Origin of the sequence: Pseudoalteromonas sp. SG44-1 (assembly GCF_014164315.1) — a bacterium.
Classification (GTDB): domain Bacteria; phylum Pseudomonadota; class Gammaproteobacteria; order Enterobacterales; family Alteromonadaceae; genus Pseudoalteromonas; species Pseudoalteromonas rhizosphaerae.
This window is the reverse complement of record NZ_JACJEW010000186.1, coordinates 1-1,110: the sequence shown is the minus strand read 5'-3', so window position 1 is coordinate 1,110 and position 1,110 is coordinate 1. Positions and strand designations below refer to the sequence as shown.

Annotated in this window: 1 protein-coding gene; it reads right to left on the bottom strand. The window is 38.7% G+C overall.

Annotation, left to right across the window (positions count from 1 at the left end):
* Positions 1-272: 272 nt before the first annotated feature.
* Entirely contained in the window at positions 273-644 is a 372-nt protein-coding gene (locus H5187_RS23645; protein WP_182762844.1) for a DUF4440 domain-containing protein, read from the bottom strand.
* Between the last annotated feature and the right edge of the window lie 466 nt (positions 645-1,110).

The following is a 1,110-nucleotide window of genomic DNA, read 5'->3' as shown; positions in this document are numbered from 1 at the left end:
CAAATGTACCTGGCAATATTTGCTCAGCAAAATTGATTGGAATGAATTTATTTTGGCAGGATAAGTCTGGCTTGTAGTTGGCCATAACAATTTACCGTGGGTGAATAATATCTATTAGATCACAGTAACCCTGTGGGTTCAAGGTCAAAAAACAATCAAGTCAATTGTGTAGAACCAGTTCCTAAAAAGAGTAATTCTACAGCCTCAACGCCGCCATAAGCCGCGAGACGGTAGGAGCGTCGGGAGCTTAATTAATGGCATTATTAGGGTTACTACTCAAATGCTTTACATAAAGTGCCCTGATGGAAGATCATTTGCCACCTCCCATTTATCAGAGACCATATTGAACATCGTAATGAGTAAATAGCGGTTGTCTCACCACCTTTTACCATTACAGCTTTATAAAGTAACTGGGCACATTTTGGCGCTAAATGTCTCAATTCATATTCAGATGCACTGATCTTAGGAGGTACTTCTGATGGCAGACGCTCCAGAGCTTCTTTTTTTCCAAATCGAACTCCAGAACCACCAATTTCAGTGAATTCATCCGCAATTAGTTCATCCAATTCGCCGTATGAAGCCCTAGTCTCAGCCTTAAATAAATGCTCTTCTAATTCGATGAGCTTCACCTTTAAATTTTCCACTAAATCTCCAAGTAACCCTAACGAGGCTGTAGAATAACTCGTTTTTAATTTATTTTTATTGATGCATTAACCATAGCCGAGTTCCTATTTTGATTCAATCGGTTACTTCGATTTTACGTAAAATATGAAAAAGAGGGTTTACTGTTGCTTTAAGGGGCGTTTTGGCGGGTATTCCAGTTGGTTTACTGGCTATATTACGGCTTAAGTGGTTTTAGTGCAGCCTGTTTGCAGCTTTTCTATATTATGAACTAAGCAATATAGTTGTATTGGGAGTTTACTTTCGTTTGAACCTGTAAGATCAGTTTTTTCATGCCTTTGTTGACCGTAAAATTTCGCTTTTTACCTCAGTAAAGCGGCTCTATAAAACCACGTTGTTTGCCATTCCTTCAAGAAAAACCTGTCGTCGCGCCATTGGACTGTCTATTTTGACCTTTATTTTAATTAGCTAACGGTGGATTTAGATCAC